We start from the raw sequence: 23,935 nt of genomic DNA, 5'->3' as shown, positions 1-23,935 counted from the left end.
CACCCAATTACGAGTTAATTCAATCAGTGAGTTGTTTAAGTTATTCCTCAATCATCTGATAACGCACTCGCCAGACTAATTGCAAAAACTATCCCTAAAGGGACATAGAACCAATCCGGTTAACTGTTTAGTGTTGTATTTTTGATTCAACAGAGCAGGGTTGAAAATGAACACTACACTGATAGAAGATTTGGAATGTAGGGGCTTAATTGCCCAAGCGACAGATATCAATGCCATCAAAGCGCTGTTGTGCACACCTCAGGTTGTATACTGTGGCTTTGACCCTACAGCCGGAAGTCTACACATTGGGCATTTAGTACCGTTAATCTTACTCAAGCGATTTCAAGATGCAGGTCATAGGATTATCGTATTGCTTGGTGGGGCTACCGGTCTGATCGGTGATCCAAGTTTTAAAGCGATAGAGCGAAGCCTGAACAGTACGACAACAGTCTCTAACTGGGTAAATGAACTGGCTACTCAAATTCTAGATTTAATGTTGCCTAAATTAAGAGAGCCGCTGACGCTGGTAAACAATGCAGACTGGCTTAACGAGGTTAACGTAATTACATTTTTCCGCGACGTTGGAAAACACTTTTCTATCAATAACATGCTAAACCGGGAATCAGTCAGACAGCGTTTGCAACGCCCCGACCAGGGTATATCTTTTACCGAGTTTAGTTATAGTTTGCTGCAGTCCTATGATTTCGCAGAGTTGAACCGCCGGTTCGGTTGTTGTTTACAGGTTGGTGGTAACGACCAATGGGGAAATATTCTGGGAGGTATCGACTTTACCCGTCGGCGAAATGGCAGTGATGTCTTTGGTTTGACGCTTCCGATCATAACAAAATCAGACGGGACAAAATTTGGTAAATCCGAAACTGGTACGGTGTGGTTAGATGCAGGTAAAACGTCTCCTTATGCTTTCTATCAATTCTGGTTGAATACGCCGGATGCAGACGTTTATCGCTTTTTACATTACTACACCTTTATAAGTTGTGATGAAATTGCACGACTTCAAGCACATGATAAGTCAAGTCAGTCAAAGCCGCAGGCACAACATGTCTTGGCGGAGGAGTTGACTCGTTTCGTCCATGGTGAGGCTGGTTTAGCTAGTGCACAACGGATTAGCAAAGCTTTGTTTCATGGTGAGGTGAATGAGCTGCAATTAAATGAAATAATGCAGTTACAACTTGATGGTCTGCCTACTAAGCAAATTGCAGGATTGAATTTAGTTGACGCCGTTGTTCAGAGTGGTTTGGCAATATCAAAACGTGCAGCTCGCGAACTCATAGCAGAGGGGGCAATTTCCGTGAATGGAAAAAGAGCAAGTACCGCACAATGTCAGCTTGGTTTGCCGCTGTATGAAAAATACTGGCTTCTGCAAAGGGGGAGAAAGCAATTCGTCCTTCTGGCCGCGTAGTGCACATTGATTAATGCCCGGAAGCTTTAATACAAATAAAGCATATGCGACACCGTTACAAACTTGCGGTGTGGGTATACGCCTTAATTTGGCTAGGAGTGAAGTTACCCATTAAGAGTATTGGTAACTTGTAAGTAACGGTAGCCAGCCTTGGAGCCTGTCTCTTATACACAAATCCCCGCTAAGAAATTAGCGGGGATTTTTTTTGGTGCGCCGGGCATGGCGCGCAGCGCCTTGACGGGCGCTATCTGCTGATTGTGGTGATTAGCAGATGACTTGGAGGTGAAAGTCCTCTACACACCCGGCAAGGGGAAGTGTTAGCTGAACGGCAAGGGTGTTCACTGTGAGGTGAAATCTGAAGGAAGCTGAAAGCAAAATGCTGGCCTGACGAACAGGAAGCGGTTTAGGCGTTGTAGCAGGGTAAGGTGGCCAATATCGCCAAAGTCCAATACTTGCATGGAATGCTGCAACGTATAACCGACAGGCATAAGCAGGAAGGTCGCGCGAATTACCCTGGGAGGTCTGATAGTCTGCCAAAGTGCTACTAACATCATGAGGTGTTGGGATGGACTACCAGAAGTCAGCCGAAGCCGTAGTAGTGTTGCTAACCAACAGCATGAAGGGCCGAACATGTTTTAACCGTGATTAGGATACTGGTACTCTATGATGATTGATGATGCACAAGCGCAGGAAACTGCGGCCATGGCCAGAGGAAGCGAACAGAATTCGCCGGTGCTGCGTTATGGTGCTGAAATTGACGCGGCGGCCAGTGGGCGAACGAAAACGGAAGTGCCGTTGACGATGGACGCGGTGATAACCCGAGAGAATCTGATGCTGGCCTATCAGCGGGTGGTGGAAAACAAAGGTGCAGCAGGGATTGATAACCTGAGCGTATCGGAGTTGAAACCATGGCTGAAAGCGCACTGGCCAAGTGTCAGAGCAGCGCTGATAGCGGGTCGCTACCTGCCACGACGGATACGCAAAGTGGACATTCCCAAGCCAAACGGCGGGATAAGAACGCTGGGTATCCCGACCGTGGTAGACCGGCTTATCCAGCAAGCGATAGCACAAGTGCTCACACTGAAGGTTGAGCCGGGCTTCTCAATATCCAGCTATGGCTTCAGACCTCACCGCAATGCATGGCAAGCGGTGCGCCAAGCACAGCAGTACATCCAAAGTGGTAAGCGCTGGGCCTATGAGCATCTCGCCAGACTTGGAGGATGGAAAGACACCAAAAGGACAGGTAGAGCATCCGTTAAGGTTTTATGGGAAGGATGGTTCAAACTACAAACCATCCTTGAAGGTTACGATTTAGCCCGCGCTCTAGAGGCTGACTTGTGATCAAGAGACAGGCCTTGGAGCTGGCTACCAGAAAAGCTTCTGTTTTGTGCCATTACATAAAGGGAAGCTGTTTTTCTTCTCCTATTTGAGTGATCCCCAATGACGCCAAAAATCCAAATAGTAACGAACAGACCAGCAGTGACAAGGTAAACCAAAACATAACAACCTTTCTGTTAGCCCCCATGGCAATTGCAAATGCACCAGCGGCATGGATACCAATCAAAAATGGCCCCAGAAAAGCCAAGCCTGGAACACCAAATTTTTCCATAATTACATGTTTACGATCCGTTATGTCGTGGGCAACTTGCTCAGTTTCGGGTTTATTTCGCCAGCGCTTCATAAATAACTTAACTTTTTCACTGGCATAAATTATGGGTAACAGCGAAAGCAAATTTCCGAAAAAGCCTGCAAGTGCAGCGGGAAACCATGGTAACCCAGCAATAACACCCAATGGGACGGCAATCCAAACTTCGAGCACCGGAATTGCCGCCCCCACAAAGACACTGATATAGAGTAATAAGTCATTCATTTAGATTGCCCTTGCTGCTTTTTTTGTGAAGAACAAAACATATAAGCTTGGCACAACGATAAAGGATGCAATGGTGCCTGAAATAAGGCCACCCATTATCACAACGTTAAACGAGCGCCATAGGGGATCATTGGCGATAAGCAAAGGAAGCAGCCCTAAAATAGTAGTTATTTGTGTCAACATAATAGGGCGAAACCGTTGCATTAAAGCCGATTTGAGTGATTCAAGCTCAGATTTTCCTGCGTCTTTCTCGATATCAATTTGTTCGATAATTAGCATAGCATTCGACACAATAATCCCTATTAGGGCGAATATCGCTAAGTTCGCCATAAAATCGAAAGGCAGCCTGAAAATGATCAGTGCTAAAAGTAATCCAATGGCACAGAAGGGGATACTCAGTACGATGATTACTACTTTACGAAACGAGTTGTACTTGTGGATGAATAAAATGATCATCATAAGTACACAAAGTGGTAGGAAAGCAAAAATAGCTTCTGCGGTCACCTCGCTCTCTTCAATCTCTCCGCCAAACTCGATTTGCACTTTGCCGGTATTGCGAACTTGCTCCAACGTTTCTGCGATGTTGGAAACCAACTCTTTAGAGGTCATCGCCGGATTAAGCGCTGTCACCGTAAGGGTTGGCCGTAAGTTTCTCTTTTTCACAATTGACGGATGAAACTCTGTGTCAACGCGAGCAATTTCTGATAAATAAACGGTTTTATCAGAAGATTGTGAGAAAATCTGAATATTATTTAATTGCGACAGTGTCGCGTTATCTGTTGGCATTGCCAGCATAATAGGCAGCAAGAACTCTCCTTCCCGAAGCTCAGATGTACTCTCTCCGAGAGTATTTTTCCTAAGAGCGGAAAAAATGTCTTCTCGTGTGACTCCGGCATAGCTTGCAGCGGCCTGGTCTACATTTACCACTAAGCTGGGGATAGGTTGTTCCCAGTCCTGTTTGATGTTAATGGTTCCATCTACTTTGCTAAGCGCCTCTTGAATCGTTGCAGCAGCCTGTAATAAATCACTATGGTTGTTGCCGATGATTCTAATGGCTGCTTCGCCTGGAGGCGTGGAACCCATGAAAAACGGGTTGATCCCGAGCTTGGCATAGGGGAAAACGGGAGGCATCTCAGCCCTAAGTTGGCTTACAAAGGCCGCAACATTGGTTTCTTTACTAAGATTGATAACAAAGTAAGCGGTATGCGGAGCCGGATCTGGCGGATTCAGGCCCAAGATAAAGCGTGGCCCCCCTTCACTAACATACGCAGTAGCGCCTGTAATCTGGGGAAAACGCTGTTCCTCTGCAAGCCATCGCGTCATTTCTTGTGCAACTTCAGCTGTGCGGTTTGCAGGTGTGCCCGCTGGGAGCTCAAGGGATATTTGCATTTGTGAGCGCTCAGACGGTGGAAAGAATGCCTCTGGAATGGTCGCAGATAAAAATAAGGATAGGAGCAGGCTTGCTGTCGCACCTGCTAAAAATGCTTTTGGCCAGCTAATGACTTTGTCCCAAAAGCGAGACATGATCATCATTAAGCGCGAGAGCTTACTTTGCTCAGAAGTGTTTTTCCCTTTCCTTATAGACCACTGGGCCAAAATCGGCACCAGCATAATGGCAACAAACCAGGAAATGATTAGCATGACGCCAATAACGATGGTTAGCGTCTGCATATAAATCGCAGTGATATTATCGGTGAACATAGGTGGGGCGAATGCCAGGATAACCGTTAGACTAGCAATCAGCATTGGCGTACCCAGTGTCTTTCCGGCGTGTAAGGCTGCTGATTTACCAGACTCACCTTGATTAATACGTTTTGAGATATCCTCAACAATCACCATCGGGTTATCAACCAAGATCCCAAGTGCAATGATAAACGAGGCGATACTAACCTCATTAAGCTCAACACCAAGCACACGTAAAACGACTAATGTCATAATGCCTGTAATGGGGACAGCAAGTCCCACCAATGAACCAGCGCGTAAACCCAGGGCGATAACGGTGACTACAGTTACGACCAGGATCGTTTCCAGAAGGGTTGAAATCATTTTGGATATGACTTGATTAACAACTTCACCTTGGTCGGTAATGATTTTCAATTGAAAGCCAGCGGGTAAATCGTATTCCCACTGCGCTATTTGTGTACGAAGGCGATCATTGAAATCGACCATGTTAACGCCGGGTGTCATATAACCTGCAACAACAATAGCCTGCCCCCCATTTAGATAGGCGGCGGTATTAAGCGGTTGTGCAGTTGTCCTTATTACATCAGCTAGCGTATCAAGTGGTAACTGGCTGCCGTCCGGCAGCACAATAGGTATCGCTTTAATATCGTCAATAGAGTTGTAGCCGCCTCTGACATAAATACGACTCTCTTGGTCGCTAAAATTCACTCTGGCAATATCATCAAGCGTATTGTTTTTATGCAATTGCAGGTAGATATCATTAGGCTTGATCGAAAATTTGGACGCAGCAAACGGCTTTAGATTGATAGTCACTTGCTCTTCAGTGACACCATGCAAGGTGACTTTATCCATACCGGGGATATCGTAAAGAAAATCCCGCAGCTCACTGGCTTTATTTCTGAGTTGCTCAAACGTGTGATTGGGGGCACTAAGCGCAACAGTCATTACGGCAACGGCGTCATAACTATCGTTAACAAAAGGCCCAGACACTCCCTCGGGAAGTGAGTTTTGCACATCCTGCATTTTCGCTCTGACTCTGAGCCATGATTGCGCGTAGTCTGGTGTTCCGTCCTTAATCTCCAAAGAGATATGGATCTCTCCAGCACGAATAGACGTCGTGATATTTTTAGTTTCTTCCAGTTCACGCAAAGCACGTTCAACCGGGCGCGCCAACAGCGATTCCGTTTGATAAATATCTAAGCCAGGGTGGTAAGCGGTAATCACAGTGACATTTATCGGTAGTGTGGGCTCTTCCTGCGACGGGTAACTCGGGTATAACGCCAATCCTATGCTCGTAAGCATAAAAAACAGAAAGAGCACTAAACGGCTGTTAGCAAGTGAGAAGCCTGTAATGGACATTAACGCGTCTCCCCTAAAATACGAACCTGTTGACCGTCACTAATAAAGGCTGCTCCGGCTGCTACGTATCTCTCTCCGAGTTCCAACTCAGCATTAATAATGTAGCCTGACGGTTGAATATCGACAATTTGTACAGGTTTTTTACTAACGGTATTGGACTCACCGTTAAAGGAGTAGAGGAAAGCACTGTTACTTGTCGCTTCAACATAAACTGCGCCGTGAGGAACTAATAGGACGTTTTCACTATTCTTCAATCGATAGTTCACTGCGACCACGATACCTGGCGGTAAAAAATGGCCCTCTGGCACTTGTATACGCAGTTTAACCGGCAAGCTCAAACCATTACTTGCGCGCTCTGCAATATGAGACATCTCAGCCTCAAAAGACGCTCCTTGATGACTAATACTGATAACCTGTTCATTTGTAGAACGTAGAGCATTTGCCAAAGCCACAGGGATTGATGATTCGACAATAAGTTGGGCTGAACTGTCGAAAGTAAAAATGACCTGATTCTGAGCCACCTCTTCAAAGGGCTCAATTTGTCTGGTAGAAACAACACCATCATAGGGGGCTTTTATTACTGCTTGCGCTAGTTCTCTTTCTGTAAGTCTGACTCGGCTTTGTGCTTCACGCACAGAGGCTTGAGCGGTTAAAAAAAGCGTTCGTGCGGCTTCCAGGTCTTGCTGTGAAACTGCATTATTTGATTTGAGACGATTAAGCCGTTCATAGTTTGCTTGGTGCTCTTCAAGCGCGATTTGCGCTTTTGAGGCTTCAGAGCGGGCGTTATCGACTGCGAGTTGATAAGGCTCAAGATCTAGTGTCGCCATGATATCGCCCGCTTTTAACCGGCTACCAATATCTACCTGCACCTTTTGCACTTTGCCAGGAACGCCAAATGACAGCTGCGCTCTGCTCTCTGTTTGTGTTATTCCAGAAAAGCGAGATTCTTGGTAATGTGCGTTTGCACCGACTTCATTGAGTGTTACCACTCGAATGTTCTGCTTAGTGGGCTCAGGTATACTTTCACTACTGCAACCCTGGAATAAGACAAGCAGGCTAACCAATGCGCACTTACTGAATTTCTTTAATAACATAACTGATCGTTCGAGTATATAAAGTGGCGAACTCATAACAAACCCTCTTGAGGTATGGCTTAAATATTAATTACTTTTTTGGTGTAAGAAGGGTCTGAACAAGCTGACGTAAAAGCTCCCGCGAATACTCAATATCCGCAGTCGCTATTTGGCAGGACAAACCATCAATGTAGGCAAAGATATAGTGGGTTATCTGCTCGGGTGTGAGCAAATAGCTTGCCTCATCTTTATCCTGTAATTTCTTAATCATGGCACAACAGGTGTCAAAGAGCTCTTGACCTGAATCTTGCACCGCTTTCTTAATTTCTGGGTTTCTGGATGACTCTGCGAGGATCTCCAGATACATAATAGTCCCTGTTTTATCGCCTGTGAGATAGGCCTCTTGCTCCAAAGCATCCATGAAATCACTAGCGCTCTCAATTCTTCTCAAAGCATCGAGATCTCTGGAAGAATAGCGTTTAGCGATTTCCAGAATGAGTTCATTTTTTGAGGCGAAGTATTGATAGAGGCTTGCCTGGCTGACTTTTGCAACACGAGAAATCTCCGCCATGCCAGCGCCATGAAAGCCCTTTTTAACAAAGCATTGGACGGCAGCATCAAGGATAGCTTCGATTTTGGCCTCTCGAGCCGCGTAATTCACTGGACGACCTAAATTAGACATAAAAGTACCACTTATTTTAGTGAGTGGTCAATCATATAAATGGCGGTGATTCTTGTCAACTGATATCGGGTGACGTAGAAGTGGATTTTTCTGAATGTTACTATCTTTATTATTTTTATAAAAATAGCTTTAGGGTTTTACGGGTAATCTGTTACCAACTTTATTAATTTGCAAAGGCTATTATCTTATTGATTAATAGGCCTCGGAGAGTAGTAAGTTCCCAACTTTATTTGATTGCCACAATGACATGTGTTTACACAACAAATAGCCGAGCCTGTAAAGCCGGTCTTGGCTATTCGATATTGCGACGAAAAACAGAGAGCTTATTGATGTTGGCGGAGGTAAGCTCTAATTTAAACTCATGACAAACAGTCCTAAACATATCGTGAGTGCGCCAGTTAGCCTTGCTTTCCAAAAACTTCGTTCTTTGAAGATAAAGATCGAAATCAAAGTGGCCATCACAATTCCTGCGTTCGTGTAAGACACGACTTCAGCCGAGGGGAGCCATCGCATGGCGTGCACCACCAAAGCATACGCCAATCCCACGCAAAGGCCGCCAATAATGAATGCTGAAATACGGATGCCTTTTGCTGGCCACCAACGCCTTTTCGTTACCCTATGCATGCAAGTCATCGTGATAAAGCTGGCTAAATAGCCCACCGAGATAAAGCCGACAATACTTGCAAAGCTTGGCAAGAAATCCGTTGCGGCCTTATCGCTGAGTGAATAGATGCTGGTCCCCAGCATCGCTAAAATGGCCCAGGGAATGGCAAGGCGATCGCTTGATTGTTGCTGCATGCGCGTTAACACTAGCAAGCCAAGGACACCAATGACGATCCCTATCCAGCTTAAAAGCCCCAGCTGTTCCTGCATGATAACCATGCTAAATAGTGCAATCACTATAGGGGAGCTTCTTGCCAGCGGATACACCAAAGCAACAGGTGCTCTATCGTATGCAAATTTCAAACTAACAAAGTACATTGCATTCGCTAAGGCAGAGGTAATTAGCAATGCTATGAAGTTTAAGTCCCATCTGACCTCGGTAATGAGATGGTATACACCCCAAGGCCCCAGTAGCACCAAATGGCCTAATAGCACCCACCATATAGGCCAGGCCTCCGATGGTAGCTGCCTGGCCATTGTGTTCCAAATCACATGCATGAGGACCGATAAAGCAATGGCGGTAACAGCAGATAGCTCGGCCATGGTCTCTTACTCCAGCGAAATTTGAAGGTGATCTTCCGCCCAAAATACTTTCTCGGGAAGTTCAAAGTTTGTTTCCATGCGCCATTTGTCAACGTTATGACTGATGTGAGTGAGCCATGCCTGCCCAGGATTAATTTGCTGTATTAACGCCAATGCCAAGGTGACATCGTTGTGATTTTTTGGTCGAATTTCTTGAGGTGGGTGGCTGCAATCGACAGCCATGGCATGCGGCTGCCAATGCTGTAAAAATGTCAGCGTTTTCGCAGGTAACCCAACAGTGTCGGTTAAATACGCAAAGCGTTTGCCAGAACTAGTTTCAATGGCATAGCCGAATGTTATTTTGGAATGTATTAAGGATAATGGCGTCACCTGAAGCTGGCCAATGTGAAATGATTGAAAAGTGCTAAGCGGATTAAACTCCAAGATGCCTGGGTTCTTGTACAAATCTGCACACCCATCTTTATCAGGTGGGCCAAAAATGGCCAATGATGGCCCTACTCCCCAGCGTAAATGAAATAAACCCTGCACATGGTCAGGGTGATAATGTGTCAGGAGTATGGCGTCAAGTGAGCCTGCCGGGAAGCGTTCATGCAAGTCCATCAATCCTGCGTCGATTAAAACACGTGTGTCTGATGTTTCAATGAAGGCTGAGCAGGGCTCTCTTCGGCGTGCTTCCTGAGAACGCGCTGCAGCACAGGCAATGCATTGGCATCCATATCGGGGCACACCTCCCGCAGCAGCTGTTCCGGTAAAGGTTATGCGCATATCCGGCTTCCCAAGTGGTTTCTTAAAAGGAGTATCAGTTGTTCGCCAGCCTCTTGCAGCGCCGCGTTATTGTCCAGCATGATTAACCGTGATTGCAATCGTCGTTTATCGTACTCGAAAAAAGTCTTGTTACGCTGGAGCCTTTGCTCTATCGCATCGAGGGGCTCTCTTCCTCGTGCGATAAGGCGCTGTTTTAAGGTGGCTTCGTTGACGTCAACCCACACTACTTTTAACTCGGGGTAGTTATCCTGTATGTCTGCGATATGGCTACGGGAGCCATTCACGACAACGCTAACCCCTTTTGCCAGCCACTGATTGATTTCGATGCCAATTCCGTAGTGATGCCCATAACTTTGCCAATGCATGGCAAATAATCCTGCACTTTTCCGTGAGGTAAACTCTTCTTCCGTCAAATGAATGTGATTTTCAGAACCGGCATTGGCTGCTCGGGTAATATAGCGATGGCAAAACACGATGCCAGATTCTGCAGCCAATTTGTGCCGGGCATAACTGATTAAACTATCTTTGCCGCAGCCTGAAGGCCCAACTATAACGATTAATGATGCCTTTTCCATAGCAGTTGCCTCACTCATTACGGGATAAAGGAAGGATAGGGGGTATTGAACACCGGCCGCCCTGCCACCCACACCTGTGTTGCTTGTGGCATGTCAGTGATTTCACGAACGGATATTAAGTCAGCCCTCAGGCCTGGTCTTATTTCTCCCCGGTCGGATAAACCTGCCGCTAATGCTGGATTTAATGTGACTAATCGAACAGCTTCTGGCAGGGAAATGTTGCCAAGCTCAGCCGCTCTTAAGGCTGCTGGCAGCATTGAGGCTGGGGAATAATCACCGCAAAGGCAATCGGCAACGCCAGCGGTAATCGCTTCGATGGCGCGCATGGATCCGGATTGTGATTGCCCCCGTAACACATTAGGCGCTCCAAAAATGGTATAGAGTCCCTCTGCTCTTGCTGCCTGTGCGGTTTCTTTATTAATCGGGAATTCAGAAATTGTGGTTCCAATCGCTTTTACCGTGGTTATCCGCTCTGGGCTATCGTCATCATGGCTGGCAATAGCTACCCCATAATCTCGGGCAATGGCGGCAAGGTTTTGAATGCGCTCAAAGGCGCCTGCCGCTTTTTGCTGTTTTTCTGCCAGCATGGCATCAAGCTCTTGGTCAGTTTTATGGTAGGTTCGGGTATGAAAGGCGCGGTAAGCAGCAACATCTTTAAACTGGCCTTGGCCAGGCGTATGATCCATAAACGAAATCATATTTGCTTTCCCGTCTACCAAGAGCTCTTTCAACAGTGGCGGTGCGGTTTCATCCGTAACTTCGTAGCGAACATGTACCCGGTTATCGACCAAAGCATGTTCATTCCATTGCTGGACCGTGGCGGCAACTTTGGCTGCCGTGGCATTGTTGCGCACACCTAATTCATGGTTGGCAAAGGATAAGGCGTGATAAACAGTCGTGATACCAGCGGCTGCATTCCTGCGATCGACTTGCGCACAAGCGAACATTAAAGGGAATTGTACGCCTGGCCTAGGTTCCACCTCTTTTTCAAGCGCATCGCAGTGCAGATCAATAAGTCCGGGCATAAGCAATTGCCCTTGGAGATCAAAAACCTCAGCGTGCTCTGTTGCTGCAGAGCCTTGTTCTATAACTTTTGTAATCAGGCCGTTTTCAATGAGAATACCCACATCATCACGAACACTATCCGCAAAAACGACACGAGCATTGATAAGAAGTTGTGCTTTCATGATACGAGAGTCTCCAAATTGGTTTTCATGGCTTGAGGTGGGGTGAGTTCATAGCGGTGTTCTGCCAGCCGCTGTACCAGTTCTGGTTGGTGGAATATGGCAAGCATAGCGACACCCTCCTGTTTGATTTCTTGCAGTAGTTCGACGACATTGTCTGTTGTCGCGGGGTCCAGACTGGCCGTTGGTTCATCAAGTAACAACAAGCGGGGTCTTGCGATCAGACCACGAGCAAGATTAATTCGTTGTTTTTCGCCACCGGAGAAGGTGGCTGGTGGCACACCCCACAAGCGCTCAGGTACCTTCATGATACTCAGCAAGCGCTTTGCCTCTTCGTGGGCTTTGTTCATGCTGATGCCTTTGGAAACTAAGGGCTCACAGGTAATATCCAGCGCACTTTTACGTGGCAGGCAGTGCAAAAATTGAGTAACAAAGCCTATTTCACTTTGCCTAAGCGCTAGCATGCTATGGTCGCTTGCTGAAACAAGATCAGTTATTTGACCATTGCTTTCATGGTAAAAAATTCGACCACCGCTTGGTAGATAGGAGCGATAAACGCACTTTAATACCGATGATTTACCAGCACCTGTAGGGCCAACCAATGCAGTGAGTTGGCCTGGGAAAACCGAAAGGTTCACCTTGGCGCAAGAAGGGATCTGTTGCCCTTGCTCATGCAGAAGGAAATGTTTGCTCAGGTTTTCAATTTTAAGTCTTGGTTCCATGGTTTCCTCACAAAGCTGAAGCGACAAGGCGCTGGGTATAAGCATGCTGAGGGTCTTCCAGAACTTGGTCGGTTAACCCAGCTTCAATGACTCGGCCATACTTCATCACAATGGTTCTTCCCGCTAGCAGCCGTATCACTCCCAAATCATGCGTGACCACAATCATGGCTGTTTTTAACTCTTGCTGGATTTCTAAAATCAAATCCAAAATTCGAGCCTGCACGGAAAGATCCAGGCCAGTAGTCACCTCATCTAAAAATAACAACGGTGGTCGTGTCGCCAACGCTTTAGCAATTTGAACGCGCTGTTGCATGCCTCCGGAGAATTGTTTTGGAGATTCGTCCATCCGATTGCTGAGTACTTCTGTGCGAGCCAACAGTTCGCGAGCACGCTGCCGTATTTCGCCATAGTGGCTGAGATCGTTCATCAATAAACGCTCTGCGATATTGCCACCTGCAGATACATTGAAGTTCAAGCCTAGATTTGGATTTTGATAGACCATGCCAAAGCAATGGTTACGTAGCCAGCGCTGTTCAGCTGGGTTAAGCGAGAACAGGTCATGGGTTTGAGTTTGCTGATGAAAACTGGCTTTGCCACTGCTGGGTTTGTCATCAAAGAATAATGTTTTAACCACGGTGGATTTGCCACTGCCCGACTCACCCATGATGCCCAGAATCTCCCCTTCATGCAGGTCAAAACTGACATCATGCGCAGCAACAATACTGCCGCAGTGTGGGCATACATTGGTATCAAAGTCAGGGCCAGTTGACGAAACACACTTGGGGCAGCCATGGCCATGGGTTTTTGAGAGGTTTCGCACTTCAAGAATTTTTTTCATGCGTTAAGTCCTCTGGTCATACTGGCTTTCATCAACTGCTGATTGCAGTAATCCGAGTCAGAGCACTGCCATTGCTTGCTGCCATCTGCCATAGGGAGCTCATCCAAAAATGAATCCTGACTGCCACAACGGGAACAGGCTATGCGCTTACCGTGGGCATCGCGAAAGTCCTCAATTCGAAATGGCACATCGTCAAATACCAAAGGCTCTGCATTGGTGTAGGGTGGCACGGCATAAATCTTCTTTTCACGCCCTGCCCCAAATAAGGTCAATGCTGCAGATTGATGAAGCTTGGGCACGTCATAACGCGGAACTGGGCTGGGATCGATGACATAATGGCCATTGATTCGCGTTGGATAACGATGAGATATGGTAATTTCCTTAAATTTAACCATGTCTTCATACAATTTCGTGAGCAAACGCGAATAGTCCCCTTCGCCATGCATGGTTTTGCGCCGGGCTTCTGAAGACTCAACCACCACCAATGCATCCGGGTAGGGAACCTGCAGTACCAACGTCTGGGTTTCAGTAAGCGGTAGCTCCGGAATGCGGTGGCGGGATTGAATAATGGAAGCCTGTTCGGTTGCACTGGTGGTTTCAACGCCTGGGCACGTATTGGCAACAAACTGTCTCAGGTTTACGGCGTTTACCGAGTCATCTGACCCTTGATCAATCACCTTGAGCGTGTCATCACTGCCTATCAGGCTCAAGGTAAGCTGAAGGCCGCCAGTGCCAAAGCCGCGACCCATGGGCATTTCCCGTGAAGCGTAGGGTGTTTGATAGCCCGGTATGCAAATCGCTTTTAAAATGGCGCGTCGTATTTCCCGCTTGGCGTACTCATCCATAAAGCCAAAGTTGTAACGGGCGTCATCAAGGGGTAATTGGTAAGCATGGTTCATGACGTTTTGCTCTCTTGCGCGGTTGCTTGTGGTTGGGGTGACGTGTCATGTTTTTTTTGTGTTGTTCGAAGCCTGTCCATATCGGACTGAAAGGTCACGTAGTGCGGCATCTTGTAATGGGAGGCAAAGCCCATTGCATCTGCGCCATCCACATGCAACAGAACAAACTCGGGATCTTCCGATGGGTTAGAAGCACCATCTGCCATGCCTTTTTGCAAGGCTCTATCTAAAATTGCCATCGAGATGGCTTTCACCTCGTTATGACCAAAGCAAGCACCATAACCAAGAGTAAAGGTGGGCTTTTGCCCGGCATCAGTGGCCTCATACATGGCTACCACTTCACACTCTGTCATCAGCACTTCACCAATCTCGGTCAGTTCACCGGTCACAGGATGGGGGAGCTCAACCGGTACATAGCCCACTCTTAGCTCTGCTATTGTTGGGTGCACATCGCCGTAGCCTCGCATGTTGGAGTAGGCAATGGCCAGTAAAGAGCCGGTTTCAGCCCGTGACATCGTTGCTAACGCTGCAGAGCGAGGTACAGGAAACACCAATGGCTCCCGGGTAATATCAAAAGGCAGGCGATCACTGGTGGCCACAGGAGGGAGCAAGCCCTCTGCACGAAGCGAGTTGACCACCTTAGGAAAACTGTCTGCCACGATCGGCTCTGGTGCGTTTCTTAAAAAAGTACTGGCTATTTCCTGAAACGTTTCCGGTTGCTCTTTCGCCAGGTCGAGCCGCATAAGCCTGAGTGCATAATCGAACGTTGGCCCCAACATCTGGCCACCCGGGATGTCTTTAAATGCACTGGAAATCCTTCGAATGACGCGCATTTTACTGGTGTCCTGCACCGGTGTTTCCAGCAAGCGTGGTTTAGTCGAGCGGTAAGCGCGCAAGGTAAAAGCAGCCTCGAGTGTATCGCCATGCGACTGCTTAATGGCCAAGGCTGCTAATGCGGGATGGTATAAGCCACCTTCAGAAATCACTCTGGATGTTAATAGCCGTAATTGATGCTCAATCGCCTTCAGCTCCAGGGGGGCTCCTTGGTCACCTTCTGCTGCTCGCAAGGTTTCCAGCACCTGCTCGGCACCAGCAATGGCCTCAGCGCCCCCTTTAATCGCAACATAACCCATTAGCGTGTTTCCTCCATGATGATGAGTGTGCGTGGTAACGCAACCCAGCTATCCTCAGTAACCAATATCAAATCAGCGCCCATCGGATAGTGAGTACGCCATTTTTGGTGGGCCTTTATCCAGGCGGTATCCAGGCCACTCACCTGAAGGGTGAGGGTATCTTGGATACCCGGGCCTCTTAACCGATAAGGTGTTCCTTTGCTCAGGGAATCAACGCTGACAATGATGGTTGCGCCGGCCTCCGGACACTCCAGACTGCCCAAATTGGGTATAAAGTCAGGGGAAGTTAGCCCTTTGCACAGCAAAAAAGCCGCCTCGCTTGGAGGGCAGAGGCGGCAGCCGATTCTCTGAGTAAACAAGGCGTCAAGTTGATGTGCTGGATCAGAGAACGTGATGCCCTGATCGACTAAGGTAGCCACTACAGCCATCAACGCCGGTTGTTGTGCAATCGTGATTATTTTTCCTGGATAACTGAAGCTTTGCATCAAGCCTTTAAACAGCTGTTGCTGCATCGATGGCTGCCAAATTTGCAACGCTTTTTCATGTTCATCTAACGAACTGATGGCGGTGTTAAGCATGATGCTCATCCTCCTCATTGCCGAGTAAGCTGAAGTCGACCAGTGTGCTGCTAAGCATGGCGCGGCGTTTTTCAGACTCACCCTTTAAAATGACGGCTCCGGCATCGAGTAGCTTGGCCGCTGCCTGATAGCCAGGTAGTTGCTGTGAAAGAATGGCATCTAAGATAGCCATTGATCTGGCCAGATTTGTCTGGTCATTTAATAATTGGGCGGCGCCTTCAGCCACTACATGACCTTGGTGTATTAATCGCACATGAGCCCGTGCAACGGGGATCTCACCTAAGAAATAATCATCCCCCATGGCACTATCGCGGGTTTTTAGTAAGGCCAGTCCCGATTCAGGTAGCTGCAAATCCTCTACCTGATAGGCCGCGCCACACTGATTTGCGACGGTGATTACCTCATTTGAGGGTAATGCTTGCATTAATCGACACCACTGATGGCGAGGGTGTGATGGTTGGTAGTTATCTGCTTGAGTGGTCATAGTCTTTTTATTGCCCTTGTTATCCGGTTATCTAGATAACTCTGTTTAAAAATGAGCGCAGCTCCGTAATGAAAGAGCTGCTGCTATATGCATTTATAAAACAACACTTAATTCGACGGCATCGCCACGCATTCGACTGATGGCGTATTCCACCGGACGATTATCACGCTCATCGATGTTGACGCTTTTAACCCGTAAAACAGGTTTTCCTGCCGCGATTTCGAGTAATCTTGCATCGTCACCCTGCGGCAATAGGGCCGTAATCAAACTCTCTGTTCGGCGCAATTTGCAGCCATAGGTGCTGGTTAAAAATTGGTGCAACGAACCTTCGCTATAGTCGGTCGCTATCTCTGGAAATCGTTCGGCAGGCAGAAAGTGTGAAATAACACACAGCGGCTTAGACTCGACGGTACGCAGGGTTTCAACCCAGAGTACCGGGGCTTGTGGTTCTATTTGAAGCCGTTCAGCAATGCGTGCTGATGGCATTATGCGTTGCATACGAATTATGCGGCTTGAGGTGCTATAGCCTTTCGCGGACAGCGTTTCTGTGAAGCGTGTTCCTGAATTCAGGCGGTAGTCAAGATGAGACTCCAGCACAAAGACTCCCCTGCCATGGCGGCGTTCGACCAGTCCTTTATTGACCAGTTCATCGATAGCCCGGCGCAACGTATGGCGATTGACGCCAAAGCGAGCTGCCAGCTCACCCTCGGATGATAAGCAATCACCGGATTTAAAACTTTTGCTGATCTCTGCTTCTAAGCAGTCTGAAATTTGAATGTATAGCGGCTCTTTCCGCTCGCTGGATAGTGCATAGAGGCTCATAGCTAATAACTCGTCTAGATATCTATGCTGAAAATGGTTGCACAGCTTTATGACAGAAAGATGTCATGAAGATGATATTTCCATCGATTTTAGGAAAAAGTGATCACTGCAAAAGATTCAAAAAAATGAAATCAAACTGTCACATGCCAGCACTAGGCTTTCACTTGCGCCGGGTAGTAGAGATATCTATACAACGGCGCAAAAAATAACCGCATTCAATTTAATTAACACAGTTAGGGGTATGCAACATGCTAGGAACAATCACGCGGCTATTGGTGTTAGCGGTAAGTATCTTGATGATTGCCAGTGTGCAGGCGCAATACACGTTTGGTGTGATTCCTGCCGAAAACAACGAAGAAGCAGCTGCACGTTTTGAGCCATTAAGAAAGGATTTAGAAGAGCAGCTTGGAAAGCGAGTTCGGGTCTTTTTCGCTACAGACTACGCAGGGATTATCGAAGCCATGCGTCGTGGTCGCGTAGATTTCGCCTGGTTTGGTGCCACGTCCGGCTTATTGGCGCACCGCGAAGCCGGCGCAGTTCCTTTTGCTGTTGGTGTCTCCCGCGAAACCGGCTCGGCCGAATACTATTCGCACTTTATTGTGCGAGCGGATAGTCCTGCGCAAACGCTCGAAGATCTCCGGGGCAAAAATATCGCTTTTGTTGATCCAGCGTCTACGTCGGGTGGCGTGGTGCCGACTTATGAGGTACTCAAGCATACCGGTCAAATGCCGGAAGACTTTTTCGGCCGCTTACAGTTTGCAGGTACCCATGACGCTTCCGTGATGGCCGTTCGTAATGGCTCCGTTGATGCTGGAGTCGTGGGAGATTTTCTCTTTGATGCCATGGTTGCTCGCGGGCTGATTAGCCGCGATGAGTTTCGGGTGATTCTGGCTTCCGATCCGGTACCGGGGCCGCCCATGATGATTCGAGCTGCTCTTGGCGAAGAGCTTAAAGCGCGTCTTACCGAGATTATTACCACAGTGCATGAGCGTGTTGATGGCCCGATCCACATGGGCAATATGTCCCACTATCGTGCTACAGACCTAAGTGAATACAAGGGCATTCAGGAAATGATGGATATGGGACTGCTTTGAGGCAGCTGGGCGTGGCCAGGAGATCTTGACCACGCTATAGCCCATGCCGGTGTGAAATAACTCCAAATGATAAGGTAAATGTTATGGCTAGCATCAAGCTTAGTGGTGTTCACAAGCACTACCGCAACAATGTTCATGCGTTAAAAGGTGTTGATCTGGACATCCCACCCGGTCAATTCCTGGTGATTCTTGGCCCCAGTGGTGCAGGGAAGTCCACCCTGATTCGACTGTTGAATGGCCTGGAAACACCGTCAGAGGGGCAGGTGGTCATCGATGGTACAGAGTTAACTAAACGCAATCTTCGTTCTGTGCGTGCGAAAGTAGGCATGGTGTTTCAGCAGTTTAATCTGGTAGATCGCCTCAACGTCATGACAAACGTGCTGTCGGGCCGGCTTGGTAAGCGGAACTGGTTTACCAGCTCACTTTTTCTTTTCCCTCGCTCCGATCTGGAACTTGCTCATAAATCACTAGCCCGTGTTGGCTTGGTGGAGAAGGCTTGGATGAGAGCCGATCAGCTTTCTGGTGGGCAGCAGCAGCGTGTAGGAATTGCTCGCGCTTTAGCTCAGGAACCTGCATTAATTTTGGCGGATGAGCCAGTAGCCAGTCTTGACCCAATTACCAGTACCGAAATTATGGGTTTGCTTAGGGATATTTGCGATGAGCAGGGTATTTCTGTAGTGGCTAATTTGCACCAGCTGGATTATGCGCGGGATTATGCTCATCGCATCATTGGTCTAAATAATGGGCATATCGTCTTTGATGGGTCGCCAGAGCAGCTTGACAGTGATGCTGAGGCCAGAATCTATGGTCGTTCTGCTAGTAGCCGTAAGGAGGTCCGCCATGAGCTTGTGCTGGCCCACGCCTAGCGGCAGGCCACCTTTAGCTTTTGTTGGTGGCTTTTTGTTTGTTGTTGGTTTGCTGGTGGCAACCAGCGGTGTTGTCGAGTTTTCCGTATCTTCGCTGTATTCGTCGTCAGGACGTGTTGCGGAGTTTTTTGGGCGATTGATCACGTCTCCAGATTGGTCATACACGCCAGCGTTGCTTGCTGCCCTTTGGGAGACGATTGAGATGGCGCTGGTTGCTACGTTGATTGCGCTGCTGTTATCCGTTCCCTTGGGGATTCTGGCTGCGCGTAACGCAAGTCCGCACCCTGTGGTGTATCGCATTGCGCGCGATCTGCTTTCTTTTATGCGTGCGCTACCAGACCTGGTCTGGGCACTTTTGTTCGTATCCGCGGTGGGCCTTGGTCCTTTCCCTGGTGTTCTGGCGCTGGCATTTGTCACTGTCGGCTTTATGGGCAAGTTCTTTGCTGAGCACATTGAAGTGGTCGGAGACAAAGCCATTGAGGGCATCAAGGCAACAGGTGCCAGCCGTGTTCAGGTGATCCGGTACGCCATGATGCCGCAAGCCATGCCTGACTTTGTGGGTTCGCTCATGTACATCCTTGATCACAACGTCAGGGCGGCCACCGTATTAGGCATTGTGGGTGCCGGTGGAATTGGCTACGACATGATCATGGCACTGCGTTTATACAATTACGATCGCCTTATTATGATTATCTTTGGCATTTTTGTTTTGGTTGCATTGCTTGATCTGTTGTCTGGCTTCATTCGCGGCAAGATTCTTGGAGGCCATCGCCATGCACTCTGATAAAAAAAATGACACGCTGCCAGCACTGCCAGGTAAACCTAAAGAATGGTTTCCACTCTGGGCCACGCTGATTGTTGCCGCTGTTTGGCTAATGGCTATCGACCTTGAAATCAACCTGCAAACTCTGATTTGGGGGATGCAAGATATGGGCGAGTTTATCAGCAGGTTTACCAGTCCGGACTTCTCTCGCTGGAAGCAGTACCTTAGCCTTATGGGCGCCACTCTGGCCATGGCATTCTGGGGCTCAGCCATCGCCTTTATCATCAGCTTTGTGCTGGCTCCGCTTGGTGCCCGGAATCTCAGCCCGCATCCTGTTATTTTCCGTTTGGTACGCGAATTCTTCAACTTCTGCCGCGCCATGCCCGATCTGCTGTTGGCGCTGATCCTGGTATCTGCCATCGGCCTGGGTCCATTACCAGGGATCTTGGCATTGGGTATTTCCACCTCAGGTTTTTTGGGCAAGTTCTTTGCCGAAAGTTTGGAGCGTGTGCCTGCTGGCCGTTATGAAGCTCTTGCATCGGTAGGTGCCGGTTACCTACAAACACTAATGTATGCAGGGTGGCCTTCGGTTCTTCGTGAGATGACCGGGTACACGCTTTTTATTCTCGATCGCAACGTGCGAATGGCGTCTGTACTTGGCTTGGTTGGTGCTGGTGGGATTGGAACTGCGCTTTCAACGGCCTTGAGAACGTTCAATTACGATCGGGCAGCCGCGATGATCATTGTGCTGCTGGTCACCATTTTATTGATTGACTATTTGTCTGCGTGGTTAAGAAGGCGGCTGAATTAGCCGATGTCAGGCATACAAGCATGCTGTGCAAAGTTTCAAGTTGGTTTTTTCGATAGTAAGTTTAACCGTTAATAAATGAGGAAGAGTCAGTGAACACAATTTTCAAGATGACCGCCACTACTATTGCATTGGCTGCTGTGAGCAACGTTGCAGTTGCTAAGAATGTTGATGTGCGAGGGCGTCTGCATCTGGATACTGCCGCTTATAGTTCTGATATTACTGAGCTTGGCGCCAGTACTGCCGTTCGGCGAACCAGGCTTGGTATGAATGGTAACTTGGATGACTTATGGTCGTTTATTATTGAGTATGATTTTGCAGAGAATGGTTCCAACGCAGTAGCGGTTAACTTACAAAGAAAGCTGACGATGGGCACTCTGACCATAGGACAAGAAAAAGTCCCTATGGGCTTGATTGAATTGACTGGATCGAACGACATTACGTTTATGGAGCGATCGTCAAACAATACCATTACGTCGGATGCTTTTCGTTTGGGAGTGCACTATTCCCTGGCAACTGAGCAAGCTGTTGTACAGAGCATGCTCTACACCCGCAGTATAGGCAGCTCCAGAGTGGCGAACGCGGATGCGCCAATCGGAGTGGCGGGGCGGTTCGTGTGGAATCCGATAAAAGGTGATCAATTGGTGCATTTGGGGCTATCGGTTGCTGCTGATGATAGGAGGGGTTACAACACGGTTCGCTACCGCGATCGTCCTGAAATTCGACCTGCGGATATCCGCTTGATCGATACCGGTAATCTAACTGATGTGGATTCAACCTTCAAATATGGCTTAGAGGCAGCTTATCAAGCAGGTTCTTTTTCAATGGAAGCGGAATATCTTGCCAACAATGTTCGTCGCAGTGATAGTACAAACCTTACTTTTGATGGTTTCCATATCCAAGCCAGCTATGTTCTGACCGGTGAAAAACGAGGGTATCGAAACGGTGTTTTCAGAGGGGTAAGGCCCGAAGGAAATCGTGGTGCTTGGGAGGTAGCTGCACGGTATAGTGTTGCGGATTTAAGTGATGCTGAAATCATTGGTGGTAAACAAAGTAATATCACACTTGGCTTAAACTACTATGCATCATCAAGTGTACGATTCATGGCAAACCTTATCTTCTCTGACATTAAAGATGGTATTAATGGAGATGAAAAGCCTAAAGCACTTGGAATGAGAGTACAGTACTCGTTTTAAAAACATTACTTGAGAGACCTTAGCAGAGAAGCCGGAAAAGGGTAATCTCTGCTAAGGAAGGCGGCGGGGTGTTATCTCCCCTACCGGCGCGTAGCGCCCCCAGCGAAGTGAAGTCCAGTCAAGGGGGCCGAATCGTTGATATCGTGTCAGAGCAAAAAAATAGTCTGATAATTTTATTTTTCTCTGACCCCGATTTTGGGCTTTCATAGCAATACAAGCTGCTTGCGAGAGCCATAAAGCATTTCATGTTATTGACATTTATCAAATTACAGCCATATCTATATCTGTTACGTTATAACATAATTATCAAACATCCTTTTGAAGTTTGCTTATCAGATGGCATCTAAGCTTAGAGGGAACTATGCGCAAAAACTTACCTGTGACGGCAAATGAAAAAACCTTCAGTAATTCGACTAAGTTAATCTCTGTTACCGATCTGAACAGCAACATCGTTGACTGTAACGATGCCTTTGTCGAGGTGAGCGGTTTTGAAAAGCATGAGCTCATCGGTCAGCCACATAATATTGTCCGCCACCCCGACATGCCTGCCGAAGCTTTTAAAGTCATGTGGGAACATTTGAAATCAGGCAAGCCTTGGATGGGCCTGGTCAAAAATCGCTGTAAAAATGGCGATTACTACTGGGTTGATGCCTATGTCACACCGGTAACTGAAAATGGTAAGGTTATCGGGTATGAGTCGGTACGCTCCTGCCCCAAAAAACAAGATATAGAACGCGCTACAAAGCTTTATCAACGCATCAACTCTGGAAATGCGCGCATTTTTTCATTACCGCTCAGCGTCGAAAATTTGCTGCTAATTGCTTCCATCATTATTTGCACAATCATCTTCTTCCTGGGTCATAAAGACCTTGCCGAAGGGTTACTCTTAGTTGCAGTCATATCATACGCAGGCTTTGTGTCATGGAGTCGCAAACAGACCATGGAAGGTTTACATGCGCTGCTATCTCATGCTTTTTCACATGAGCTTGCGGTAAAAAGTTACACCGATGATTCAGGTGAGCTTGGTAAGCTAAAGGTCTCTATTTTAAGCCAGCTAGCACATTTAGGAACTGTGATTACACGTATTGAAAATGCAGCACTAAGTGTCTCAGATGAATCCGAAAAGGGAGCTCAGTTAACATTAAAAGTAAGCCAGGATATTGAGGCACAGCAAGCTGAAACTCTGCAGGTTGCAACCGCCATGAACCAAATGACCACAACCATAGCAGAAGTATCCGGGCATGTTGGTCAAACCGCTGAGCATGCAGAGCATGTGAATGCTTTAGCAGGAAAAGCAACAGAGGTTTCAGAGATAACACACAAATCTATTCAGTTGCTTAAAGATCGCGTGTTGGAAATTGGCAATTCAGTTCATGGCGTCTCTGAGCAAACAACTTTTATTGCTCAGGCGGCCCAGATGATAGAACAAATTGCAGACCAAACCAACTTGCTCGCCCTCAATGCTGCTATAGAGGCAGCGCGTGCCGGTGAGCAAGGCAGGGGTTTTGCTGTGGTCGCTGAAGAGGTTCGAAATCTTGCAAAGCGAACACAGGAGTCCACAAAAGAAATCTATGGCATCGTAGAAAAGTTAACGGCTAGGGCACGTGACTCTGTTTCCATCGCCGAGGCAGGAGCTGTTGAAGCAGAAGATGGGCTTACTCAGGTCATAGAAAGTGGGACCATGCTGCAAGGTATTACTGAATCTGTCAGTCAAATTGCTGATATGTCGACGCAAATGGCTGCGGCTGTAGAAGAGCAGGCTCAGGTTGCTGAAGATATTAACCGACAAATCGTACATATCTCCGAGCTTGCTGATGCTACAACCGTAAGCTCCAACAACTTGTCCCAAACGATTTCTTATGTAAATCAAATTGCTGACGAACTTCATGAGCTTGTTGTTCGGTTTAAGAGATAG

22 protein-coding genes and 2 pseudogenes are annotated in these 23,935 nt (G+C 47.6%); 9 read left to right on the top strand and 15 right to left on the bottom strand.

Features of this window, described 5'->3' with window-relative positions:
- Window positions 1-166 precede the first annotated feature (166 nt).
- The 3 genes and pseudogenes from tyrS to QWY20_RS11695 all read left to right on the top strand — a co-directional run.
- The gene (gene tyrS, locus QWY20_RS11705; protein ID WP_014611864.1) at window positions 167-1,420 is read left to right on the top strand and encodes a tyrosine--tRNA ligase; all 1,254 of its coding nucleotides are present in this window, start codon (window positions 167-169) and stop codon (window positions 1,418-1,420) included.
- 663 nt (window positions 1,421-2,083) lie between these two features.
- Window positions 2,084-2,548, top strand: a pseudogene (locus QWY20_RS11700) (group II intron reverse transcriptase/maturase); the annotation flags it as partial.
- A 57-nt stretch (window positions 2,549-2,605) separates the two neighbouring features.
- Window positions 2,606-2,761 (top strand): annotated as a pseudogene (locus tag QWY20_RS11695) (IS4 family transposase); the annotation flags it as partial.
- 52 nt (window positions 2,762-2,813) lie between these two features.
- Here QWY20_RS11695 and QWY20_RS11690 read toward each other — a convergent pair.
- From QWY20_RS11690 to phnF, 15 genes are all read right to left on the bottom strand, one after another.
- Entirely contained in the window at window positions 2,814-3,290 is a 477-nt protein-coding gene (locus tag QWY20_RS11690) for a small multi-drug export protein (protein ID WP_014611862.1), read from the bottom strand.
- Window positions 3,291-6,332 carry an efflux RND transporter permease subunit gene (locus QWY20_RS11685; RefSeq protein ID WP_036512847.1) on the bottom strand — a complete coding sequence of 1,014 codons (3,042 nt, stop codon included), beginning with the start codon at window positions 6,330-6,332 and terminating at the stop codon, window positions 3,291-3,293.
- On the bottom strand, window positions 6,332-7,426 hold the full coding sequence (locus QWY20_RS11680) for an efflux RND transporter periplasmic adaptor subunit (protein ID WP_330129192.1): 1,095 nt from the start codon (window positions 7,424-7,426) through the stop codon (window positions 6,332-6,334). The genes QWY20_RS11685 and QWY20_RS11680 overlap by 1 nt, the downstream gene beginning before the upstream one ends.
- Window positions 7,427-7,496: 70 nt before the next feature.
- Window positions 7,497-8,087 carry a TetR/AcrR family transcriptional regulator gene (locus tag QWY20_RS11675; protein WP_051514543.1) on the bottom strand — a complete coding sequence of 197 codons (591 nt, stop codon included), beginning with the start codon at window positions 8,085-8,087 and terminating at the stop codon, window positions 7,497-7,499.
- A gap of 348 nt (window positions 8,088-8,435) precedes the next feature.
- Complete coding sequence (locus tag QWY20_RS11670) at window positions 8,436-9,293, bottom strand: EamA family transporter (RefSeq protein ID WP_330129191.1); 858 nt, start codon at window positions 9,291-9,293, stop codon at window positions 8,436-8,438.
- A 6-nt stretch (window positions 9,294-9,299) separates the two neighbouring features.
- Window positions 9,300-10,058, bottom strand: a complete 759-nt coding sequence (phnP, locus tag QWY20_RS11665; RefSeq protein WP_330129190.1) for a phosphonate metabolism protein PhnP — start codon at window positions 10,056-10,058, stop codon at window positions 9,300-9,302.
- A complete protein-coding gene (gene phnN, locus QWY20_RS11660; RefSeq protein WP_330129189.1) occupies window positions 10,049-10,633 on the bottom strand; it encodes a phosphonate metabolism protein/1,5-bisphosphokinase (PRPP-forming) PhnN in 585 nt (194 codons plus the stop codon). Before phnN ends, phnP begins: the two co-directional genes overlap by 10 nt.
- A 17-nt stretch (window positions 10,634-10,650) precedes the next feature.
- Window positions 10,651-11,820, bottom strand: coding sequence for an alpha-D-ribose 1-methylphosphonate 5-triphosphate diphosphatase (locus tag QWY20_RS11655; protein WP_330129188.1), 1,170 nt, complete (start codon window positions 11,818-11,820; stop codon window positions 10,651-10,653).
- On the bottom strand, window positions 11,817-12,539 hold the full coding sequence (gene phnL / locus QWY20_RS11650; RefSeq protein WP_330129187.1) for a phosphonate C-P lyase system protein PhnL: 723 nt from the start codon (window positions 12,537-12,539) through the stop codon (window positions 11,817-11,819). Before phnL ends, QWY20_RS11655 begins: the two co-directional genes overlap by 4 nt.
- 7 nt (window positions 12,540-12,546) lie before the next feature.
- Window positions 12,547-13,377, bottom strand: a complete 831-nt coding sequence (locus QWY20_RS11645; protein ID WP_330129186.1) for an ATP-binding cassette domain-containing protein — start codon at window positions 13,375-13,377, stop codon at window positions 12,547-12,549.
- Window positions 13,374-14,276: an alpha-D-ribose 1-methylphosphonate 5-phosphate C-P-lyase PhnJ gene (locus tag QWY20_RS11640; RefSeq protein ID WP_330129185.1), complete on the bottom strand. Its 903-nt coding sequence runs from the start codon at window positions 14,274-14,276 to the stop codon at window positions 13,374-13,376. The genes QWY20_RS11645 and QWY20_RS11640 overlap by 4 nt, the downstream gene beginning before the upstream one ends.
- On the bottom strand, window positions 14,273-15,409 hold the full coding sequence (locus tag QWY20_RS11635; RefSeq protein WP_330129184.1) for a carbon-phosphorus lyase complex subunit PhnI: 1,137 nt from the start codon (window positions 15,407-15,409) through the stop codon (window positions 14,273-14,275). Before QWY20_RS11635 ends, QWY20_RS11640 begins: the two co-directional genes overlap by 4 nt.
- Window positions 15,409-15,987, bottom strand: coding sequence for a phosphonate C-P lyase system protein PhnH (gene phnH / locus QWY20_RS11630; RefSeq protein ID WP_330129183.1), 579 nt, complete (start codon window positions 15,985-15,987; stop codon window positions 15,409-15,411). Before phnH ends, QWY20_RS11635 begins: the two co-directional genes overlap by 1 nt.
- Entirely contained in the window at window positions 15,980-16,471 is a 492-nt protein-coding gene (gene phnG / locus QWY20_RS11625) for a phosphonate C-P lyase system protein PhnG (protein WP_330129182.1), read from the bottom strand. The genes phnH and phnG overlap by 8 nt, the downstream gene beginning before the upstream one ends.
- A 93-nt stretch (window positions 16,472-16,564) precedes the next feature.
- Window positions 16,565-17,293, bottom strand: a complete 729-nt coding sequence (gene phnF, locus QWY20_RS11620; RefSeq protein ID WP_330129181.1) for a phosphonate metabolism transcriptional regulator PhnF — start codon at window positions 17,291-17,293, stop codon at window positions 16,565-16,567.
- Window positions 17,294-17,541: 248 nt separating this feature from the next.
- On the opposite strand from phnF, the gene phnD reads away from it, so the two are divergent.
- From phnD to QWY20_RS11590, 6 genes are all read left to right on the top strand, one after another.
- Entirely contained in the window at window positions 17,542-18,387 is an 846-nt protein-coding gene (gene phnD, locus QWY20_RS11615) for a phosphonate ABC transporter substrate-binding protein (RefSeq protein WP_330129180.1), read from the top strand.
- Window positions 18,388-18,470: 83 nt separating this feature from the next.
- On the top strand, window positions 18,471-19,253 hold the full coding sequence (gene phnC / locus QWY20_RS11610) for a phosphonate ABC transporter ATP-binding protein (RefSeq protein ID WP_330129179.1): 783 nt from the start codon (window positions 18,471-18,473) through the stop codon (window positions 19,251-19,253).
- Window positions 19,228-20,037 (top strand): phosphonate ABC transporter, permease protein PhnE, encoded by an 810-nt coding sequence (gene phnE, locus QWY20_RS11605; protein ID WP_330129178.1) that lies wholly within the window; start codon window positions 19,228-19,230, stop codon window positions 20,035-20,037. Before phnC ends, phnE (QWY20_RS11605) begins: the two co-directional genes overlap by 26 nt.
- Window positions 20,027-20,827 (top strand): phosphonate ABC transporter, permease protein PhnE, encoded by an 801-nt coding sequence (phnE, locus tag QWY20_RS11600; RefSeq protein ID WP_330129177.1) that lies wholly within the window; start codon window positions 20,027-20,029, stop codon window positions 20,825-20,827. The genes phnE (QWY20_RS11605) and phnE (QWY20_RS11600) overlap by 11 nt, the downstream gene beginning before the upstream one ends.
- A gap of 89 nt (window positions 20,828-20,916) precedes the next feature.
- Window positions 20,917-22,020: an OprO/OprP family phosphate-selective porin gene (locus QWY20_RS11595; RefSeq protein WP_330129176.1), complete on the top strand. Its 1,104-nt coding sequence runs from the start codon at window positions 20,917-20,919 to the stop codon at window positions 22,018-22,020.
- Between the two features lie 361 nt (window positions 22,021-22,381).
- The gene (locus QWY20_RS11590) at window positions 22,382-23,935 is read left to right on the top strand and encodes a methyl-accepting chemotaxis protein (protein ID WP_330129175.1); all 1,554 of its coding nucleotides are present in this window, start codon (window positions 22,382-22,384) and stop codon (window positions 23,933-23,935) included.

The organism is Alkalimonas cellulosilytica (assembly GCF_036325985.1).
In the GTDB taxonomy this organism is placed as follows: domain Bacteria; phylum Pseudomonadota; class Gammaproteobacteria; order Enterobacterales; family Alteromonadaceae; genus Alkalimonas; species Alkalimonas cellulosilytica.
This window is presented reverse-complemented; position numbering and strand designations above follow the sequence as displayed.

Bases quoted from the DNA above. Each gene is read 5' to 3' on its own strand.
- phnG (WP_330129182.1), bottom strand. From the start codon at position 16,471: ATGACCACTCAAGCAGATAACTACCAACCATCACACCCTCGCCATCAG.
- QWY20_RS11590 (WP_330129175.1), top strand. From the start codon at position 22,382: ATGCGCAAAAACTTACCTGTGACGGCAAATGAAAAAACCTTCAGTAAT.
- phnL (WP_330129187.1), bottom strand. From the start codon at position 12,539: ATGGAACCAAGACTTAAAATTGAAAACCTGAGCAAACATTTCCTTCTG.
- phnC (WP_330129179.1), top strand. From the start codon at position 18,471: ATGGCTAGCATCAAGCTTAGTGGTGTTCACAAGCACTACCGCAACAAT.
- QWY20_RS11690 (WP_014611862.1), bottom strand. From the start codon at position 3,290: ATGAATGACTTATTACTCTATATCAGTGTCTTTGTGGGGGCGGCAATT.
- QWY20_RS11655 (WP_330129188.1), bottom strand. From the start codon at position 11,820: ATGAAAGCACAACTTCTTATCAATGCTCGTGTCGTTTTTGCGGATAGT.
- phnF (WP_330129181.1), bottom strand. From the start codon at position 17,293: ATGAGCCTCTATGCACTATCCAGCGAGCGGAAAGAGCCGCTATACATT.
- phnP (WP_330129190.1), bottom strand. From the start codon at position 10,058: ATGCGCATAACCTTTACCGGAACAGCTGCTGCGGGAGGTGTGCCCCGA.
- QWY20_RS11680 (WP_330129192.1), bottom strand. From the start codon at position 7,426: ATGTTATTAAAGAAATTCAGTAAGTGCGCATTGGTTAGCCTGCTTGTC.
- QWY20_RS11670 (WP_330129191.1), bottom strand. From the start codon at position 9,293: ATGGCCGAGCTATCTGCTGTTACCGCCATTGCTTTATCGGTCCTCATG.
- QWY20_RS11640 (WP_330129185.1), bottom strand. From the start codon at position 14,276: ATGAACCATGCTTACCAATTACCCCTTGATGACGCCCGTTACAACTTT.
- phnD (WP_330129180.1), top strand. From the start codon at position 17,542: ATGCTAGGAACAATCACGCGGCTATTGGTGTTAGCGGTAAGTATCTTG.
- QWY20_RS11675 (WP_051514543.1), bottom strand. From the start codon at position 8,087: ATGTCTAATTTAGGTCGTCCAGTGAATTACGCGGCTCGAGAGGCCAAA.
- QWY20_RS11635 (WP_330129184.1), bottom strand. From the start codon at position 15,409: ATGGGTTATGTTGCGATTAAAGGGGGCGCTGAGGCCATTGCTGGTGCC.
- tyrS (WP_014611864.1), top strand. From the start codon at position 167: ATGAACACTACACTGATAGAAGATTTGGAATGTAGGGGCTTAATTGCC.
- phnN (WP_330129189.1), bottom strand. From the start codon at position 10,633: ATGGAAAAGGCATCATTAATCGTTATAGTTGGGCCTTCAGGCTGCGGC.
- QWY20_RS11685 (WP_036512847.1), bottom strand. From the start codon at position 6,332: ATGTCCATTACAGGCTTCTCACTTGCTAACAGCCGTTTAGTGCTCTTT.
- QWY20_RS11645 (WP_330129186.1), bottom strand. From the start codon at position 13,377: ATGAAAAAAATTCTTGAAGTGCGAAACCTCTCAAAAACCCATGGCCAT.
- phnE (WP_330129177.1), top strand. From the start codon at position 20,027: ATGCACTCTGATAAAAAAAATGACACGCTGCCAGCACTGCCAGGTAAA.
- phnH (WP_330129183.1), bottom strand. From the start codon at position 15,987: ATGCTTAACACCGCCATCAGTTCGTTAGATGAACATGAAAAAGCGTTG.
- phnE (WP_330129178.1), top strand. From the start codon at position 19,228: ATGAGCTTGTGCTGGCCCACGCCTAGCGGCAGGCCACCTTTAGCTTTT.